Below are 6,422 nucleotides of genomic sequence, written 5' to 3' on the forward strand. Positions count from 1 at the left end.
AAATTTATCCCACCACTCCCATTAAGTATACTACAGTAAAAATAAACACCCATACTACATCAATAAAGTGCCAATAAAGGCTCGCAACATAAAATTTAGGTGCATTATACAAGTCTAAACCACGTTTGCTATTACGAATCATTAACGTTAATATCCATACTAAACCGAAAGCAACGTGAGCTCCATGCGTCCCAACTAGAAAATAGAAAGCAGAACCAAATGCACTACTCGTAAACGTATGACCTTCATGCACATATTCCATAAACTCATAAATTTCTAAGCCAAGGAAAGCTGCACCAAGGAACAATGTAATACCTAGCCATAGTTGCATCTTTTTGAAATTGAAATTCTTCATGTGATACATTGCGTACACACTCGTTAAACTACTTGTCAATAACAGCATAGTAGCGACAAAAGCTATTGGTAATTGGAATAATTCTTCTGACGTAGGTCCACCATTCGTACTATTTTTTAAAGCTAAATAAGTAGCGAACAATGTAGAGAATGTAACTGTTTCAGCACCTAAGAAAAACCAAAATCCTAAAAATTTATTCTTTCCTTCGAGGGTAGCTTTTTCCGGTGAAGCAGGAAATGTTTCGGCTGTTAATTTTTCTTCCACATGCATTATGCCTTTACCCCCTTATTATCATCTTCAACTAATTCTTCTTTATGAATGTGGAATCCATGATCGTCAATTACAGAGCGTAGGAACATCGCGCCAAACGTAATTAAACCACCTAAAATTCCAACGAATAATCCCCAACTATAATCATTTATAAATAAGATGCCGATACCAGAAATAAATAAACCTAGTGACATAACGAATGGTAAAATAGATGAATTAGGCATATGAATATCACCTAGTGGCTCAGCAGGTGTCATTTCTTTTTTACCTTCCATCTTTTCAATCCAAAATGCATCTAATCCACGTACTAATGGCGTTTGTTTAAAGTTATAGAATGGTGGAGGTGAAGCTATTGCCCACTCTAAAGTTCGCCCAGTACCCCAAGGGTCATTGCCAACTTTTTCATTTTTAATACTAGTAATAATGACATTCACTAATAAAATGACAGTTGCTACGGCCATGAAGATAGCACCTATACTACTGATTAGATTCCCGGTTTCAAATCCTTTGCCTTCTGCGAATGTGTATACTCGTCGAGGCATACCCATTAAACCTAAGAAATGTTGAATAAAGAAAGTCAAGTGGAAACCAATTAAGAATAGCCAAAAAGTTATTTTTCCAAGTGTCTCATTTAGCATAGTACCAAACATTTTTGGCCACCAATAATGTGCCCCTCCAAATAATGCAAGAACTACACCACCGACAATTACGTAATGGAAATGTGCAACGACGAAATAACTATCATGATATTGATAATCGGCCGCAGCACCAGCAAGCATAATACCTGTTACTCCACCCATTACAAATGATGGTATAAATGCTACTGCATAAAGCATCGGCGTGGTGAAGCGAATACTTCCTCCCCACATTGTAAATAACCAGTTAAAGATTTTAATACCTGTTGGTACCGCAATTGCCATCGTAGCTACAGAGAATATTGCATTGGCAATTGGTCCTAAACCAACTGTAAACATATGGTGAGCCCAAACCATGAAGCCTAAAAAGCCAATTAATACTGTTGCAAAAACCATTGATGAATAACCAAATAGTCTTTTCTTCGAAAATGTTGCAAAAATTTCTGAAAAAATACCGAATGCCGGCAGTACGAGAATATACACTTCTGGGTGTCCAAAAATCCAGAATAAATGCTCCCAAATAATTGTATTACCACCCATAGCTGGATCGAAGAAATTTGCACCGAACAAACGATCAAATATCATTAAGAAAAATCCAACTGTTAATGGTGGAAACGCAAACAAAATAAGTGCTGAAGTGACAAATGTTGACCATGTAAACAACGGCATACGCATATATGTCATTCCAGGAGCACGCATAGTAATAATCGTTACAAGAAAGTTAATACCACCAATTAACGTACCAAATCCAGAAATTTGTAATCCGATGGTATAAAAGTCAATTCCATGTGTGGAGGATTCTAATGCTAGTGAAGCATATGAAGTCCAACCCGCATCTGGTGCGCCACCTAAAAACCAACTAAGGTTTAAAAAGATTCCACCAAAGAAAAACAACCAAAATCCTAGTGCATTTAAAAATGGAAATGCTACGTCACGAGCACCAATTTGGATTGGCATTACTGCGTTCATCATCGCAAAAACGAGCGGCATCGCAGCTAAGAATATCATAGTAGTTCCGTGCATCGTCAATATTTGGTTGTATAGTTCACCAACAAAAAATCCTTGATCCGGGGCCCATAACTGTATGCGGATAAATAGTGCTTCTAGTCCGCCGACAACAAAGAAAAATCCTCCGGCAATTAAGTATAGGATCGCTATCTTTTTATGGTCAACCGTTGTTAAATAATCCCATACTGTAGCACCAAACCCCTTTTTTTGAGTTAACGTACTCACAAATGTTACCTCCCTTTAATATATAAAGATCAATCCCCTAGTATTTACTCTACTTTCAGTCCCATTAAATATTCGACTAAAGCATCCATATCATTAGGTTGTAAATCCCCATATGTACCAGACATTTTATTTCCTGGTTTGAATTGTTCTGGATCCTCTAACCAAGCTCTTAAATTTTCTTCATTATGATCTATGACACCTGCAATTGTTTCACGTTCACCGAACGTAGCCAAATTAGGTGCGATACGAGCTCCAAAAGGTCTTGTGTCTTCTGGTGAAACTGCATGACATGCAAGACAGCTGTTATTAAATATTTCCTCACCTTGGACTGCTAAATCAGTTGAAGCCACAGGGGTAGTAGCATTTTGCATTTTGCTAATCCAACTATCAAAATCATCCCTCGATAACGGCTTCACTTTGAAGTCCATTTTCGCATGTGACGGTCCGCATAGTTCAGCACATTCACCCCAGAAAACGCCGCCAGCTTCTTCTGTTTTGGCAGAATCAAACTCTAAGAAAAATTGGTTTGTGTTATCCGTGTTTGTATCCATTTTCCCACCAACAGCAGGTACCCAAAATGAATGTTTAACATCTGAAGCGATTAAATTAAAATATACTCGCTCATCTGTTGGAACGATTAAATCTTGACTTGTGATAATGCCGTAATCTGGATACTCAAATTCCCACCAATATAAATTAGCAGTTACATTAACTACTACAGCATTTTCATCGCGTGTTTCCTCTAGCATTGGAGTCACGTCAGCTAGTTCAAATGTCGCTTTAACAACTGGAACAGCTAAAATTAACAACAAAATAATCGGGATAACAGTCCAGATCACTTCTAGTTTATGACTTCCTTCTACTTGCTTAGGAATTTTGTTTTCTTCCCCTTTACGTTCCTTGAAACGCAATAAGACAAAAATGAAAATAACTGTGACAACAACAATAACAAGGACCATTATTACTGCTGACAAAATCATTAGGTCATATTGCATTTCTGCTACTTCTCCCGCTGGCTGTAGTGTGGATAAAAATGGTTTTCCACAGCCTGATAAAAATAACGCTATGACTGATATTACAGAAATCAAGCGCCAATTAGGTAGCCACTTTTTCATAGCTTCTTCATACCCCTCTTTCATTTAATGTTTCTAAAATATAATAAAATAAATTCCTTCTAACAGCTATATGTTATTAGAGAAAGAACTTCTACAATTAAGAAGACAACTATACATTGACTTTAACAATTATATAATTGTCACGACAACCATTGCTACAAACAGAATGGTCAAATAGTTAAGTGAGTATACAAACATTAAGCGTGCCCATTTCACATCGTCTTGCATCTTAAAACCAGCTAACCCTAAAGCCAACCATCCTACATTGAGAACAGTAGCTAAAATTAAAAACGGGATTCCCAGTGCAAATAAATAAAATGGTAATGGTAGGAGACATGCAACCCAAACAACCATTTGTCGCTTGGTGATCGCAAATCCATGAACAACAGGGAGCATTGGAATTCCTGCAGCTCTATACTCTTCCACACGTTTCATTGCAAGCGCCAGAAAATGTGGCGGCTGCCATACAAACATGATGATAAATAAAATCCAAGCAACACTATGTAAATTAGCATCTATTGCAGCCCAGCCAATTAATGGCGGTACTGCTCCGGATATACTTCCAATTACTGTATTTAAAGTGTAAAGTCTTTTTGACCACATCGTATATAAAATAACGTATGAGATAATACCGATCAACCCAATAACAGCAGCAGTTATAGTTGTAAACGCTAATATCCCTGTGCCAATTACTGTCAACAATAGACCTAAAACTAACACTTGTGATGGTTGAACTTTGCCTGTCACAGTAGGTCTTTGTTTTGTTCTATCCATTAAGTGATCTATATCTCGGTCAATAAAATTATTTAGACTACAAGAACCTGCAATAATTAGTGCTGAGCCTATTAAAGTTAATAGAACAACATCTATATTTTCGAAAAAACCTACACCTGAAAAATACATGGCGAGCCATAATCCGGTAAATGTCGTAATTAAATTAGAATTAACAATCCCTATTTTAATTAGAGCAAGAAAGTCCTTCCAAACGCTTGTCTCGTGTAAATGATGTTGAGTGCTTTGCTCCAACATATTTGTTTCGTCTAGCGTCCTCGTATTAGACATTCAAATTCCCCCCTTCAGTTAATTTCTAATAGTATTACTTTTCACTTCAGTATAATAATATGATGCTCAATTCTAGTAAAAACAAAGCATTTCAACTGTTATGTAGTATTACTTAGAACAGATTTAACTAAGTAGTGTGACTTTATTAACTATTAATGCACAATTTTGAGTTAGCCAAATAGTATCACTGTATATTAAATCACATTTCGAGATGGTTTTGTGAATTTTTTTTGAATAAATTTTGTTTTTTTTTTGTCTATAATAAATCAAGTAAAAAAAATTAGTAAAACGTTCACAAATTTGTGTTATTTTATCCATATTATTTACATAAAAGGTATTATAAACACTATGTGTGTAGGGTTTAACAAACTTTAAATGTTCCTATTCCATTGACAATTACCTTTTCTCTGAAACAATAAGATCAAACAATCTTTTTATGAAAGAATATGAGCAAAAACTTTTTTAATATATGAATTAACTATTTTCATTATTATATATCTCACATGTCAGAAATATTACTATGCATTTTTCCTTTGCTATTTATACATAATTTCGCTATCATAAAGTTTGGTTATTTGCTTAAGTGACCGTTATTTCATTTCTTACATATGAAGGTGATGTAGTGAACAAAAGATTAAAATTATTTGCGGTCTTAACGACCATCGGTATGCTCTTTATATTAATAGGGGGTGCCCTTGTAACAAAAACAGATTCGGGGATGGGGTGTGGAAAATCATGGCCTTTATGTGAGGGCGAACTAATCCCTAGTAATATTTCACCTGAAAAAGTCATCGAACTAAGTCATCGTGTCGTCTCAGGCACAGTAGGAATAATGGTTCTTATCCTCTCTATTTGGTCATGGAGATCGATTGGGCATATAAGAGAAACGAAGCCTTTAGCTATTATTTCATTTGTATTCTTATTAATGCAAGCTTTAATTGGTGCAGCTGCTGTCATGTGGGGACAATCATCATTTGTACTAGCCTTACATTTCGGTATATCATTAATTTCTTTTGCTTCGGTTCTATTATTAACATTGCTCATCTTTGAAGTTGATAAAAAATTTGATGCTGAAAAAATAGTCATCGCATCTAAAATGAAATGGCATATATATGCAGTAACGATTTATAGTTATTTAGTAGTATATTCTGGTGCATTAGTAAGACATAAAAGCGCAAGCCTAGTCTGTAAAGATTGGCCAATGTGTAATAATAATAATGCCTGGGGGTTGCCTACTACGAGCCATGAATGGATACAAATGGGTCACAGGTTTGCAGCAGGAATAATCTTCATTTGGATTATCTTTATTACAATGAGAGCATTAAAACACCATAAACACCAAAGAGTTATTACATGGGGATGGGTTATCGCGTGCACACTCGTAATATTACAAGTTATCACTGGTGCCATCATCATATTTAGTAAATTAAATCTGATAGTTGCATTATTACATGCATTATTTATCTCATGTTTATTCGGTGTATTAAGTTATTTAGTTTTATTAGCATCCAGAAGTACCAGGAATGAAAAGCTGCAAGATTAAATATTACTTAGAGTTTCAAAAAGGTCTGACTACACACCTACATTTCTGTATATAAGACAAGGAGAAGTCTTATATACAGAACGATAGCGTAAAGTGAACTGCACCCCAATTGTTAGACAAAACTAACAACGGGGGTGCAGTTTTTTATGACTAAATATTCTTTAGAAACTAAATTAACAGCTGTGAATGCTTACCTTAACGGTTCAGAA

At 35.5% G+C, this 6,422-nt stretch carries 5 protein-coding genes; 1 reads left to right on the forward strand and 4 read right to left on the reverse strand.

All coding sequences use genetic code 11. The features are described from left to right. Window positions 1–4: 4 nt before the first annotated feature. From ACSVDA_RS21105 to cyoE, 4 genes are all read right to left on the reverse strand, one after another. Complete coding sequence (locus ACSVDA_RS21105) at window positions 5–625, reverse strand: cytochrome (ubi)quinol oxidase subunit III (protein ID WP_485885869.1); 621 nt, start codon at window positions 623–625, stop codon at window positions 5–7. Further along, window positions 625–2,493, reverse strand: a complete 1,869-nt coding sequence (gene ctaD, locus ACSVDA_RS21110) for a cytochrome c oxidase subunit I (RefSeq protein WP_214483208.1) — start codon at window positions 2,491–2,493, stop codon at window positions 625–627. The genes ACSVDA_RS21105 and ctaD overlap by 1 nt, the downstream gene beginning before the upstream one ends. A gap of 44 nt (window positions 2,494–2,537) precedes the next feature. Beyond that, on the reverse strand, window positions 2,538–3,608 hold the full coding sequence (gene coxB / locus ACSVDA_RS21115; RefSeq protein WP_214483279.1) for a cytochrome c oxidase subunit II: 1,071 nt from the start codon (window positions 3,606–3,608) through the stop codon (window positions 2,538–2,540). Between the two features lie 129 nt (window positions 3,609–3,737). Beyond that, window positions 3,738–4,637, reverse strand: coding sequence for a heme o synthase (gene cyoE, locus ACSVDA_RS21120; RefSeq protein ID WP_320257160.1), 900 nt, complete (start codon window positions 4,635–4,637; stop codon window positions 3,738–3,740). Between the two features lie 655 nt (window positions 4,638–5,292). On the opposite strand from cyoE, the gene ACSVDA_RS21125 reads away from it, so the two are divergent. After that, on the forward strand, window positions 5,293–6,213 hold the full coding sequence (locus tag ACSVDA_RS21125; RefSeq protein ID WP_214483206.1) for a COX15/CtaA family protein: 921 nt from the start codon (window positions 5,293–5,295) through the stop codon (window positions 6,211–6,213). Window positions 6,214–6,422 lie beyond the last annotated feature (209 nt).

This window comes from Cytobacillus sp. Hm23, assembly GCF_051842895.1.
Taxonomy (GTDB): Bacteria; Bacillota; Bacilli; order Bacillales; family SM2101; genus Nanhaiella.

Excerpts from the sequence above, each read along its gene's own strand:
- ACSVDA_RS21105 (WP_485885869.1), bottom strand. The coding sequence starts at position 625 with ATGCATGTGGAAGAAAAATTAACAGCCGAAACATTTCCTGCTTCACCG.
- coxB (WP_214483279.1), bottom strand. The coding sequence starts at position 3,608 with ATGAAAAAGTGGCTACCTAATTGGCGCTTGATTTCTGTAATATCAGTC.
- cyoE (WP_320257160.1), bottom strand. The coding sequence starts at position 4,637 with ATGTTGGAGCAAAGCACTCAACATCATTTACACGAGACAAGCGTTTGG.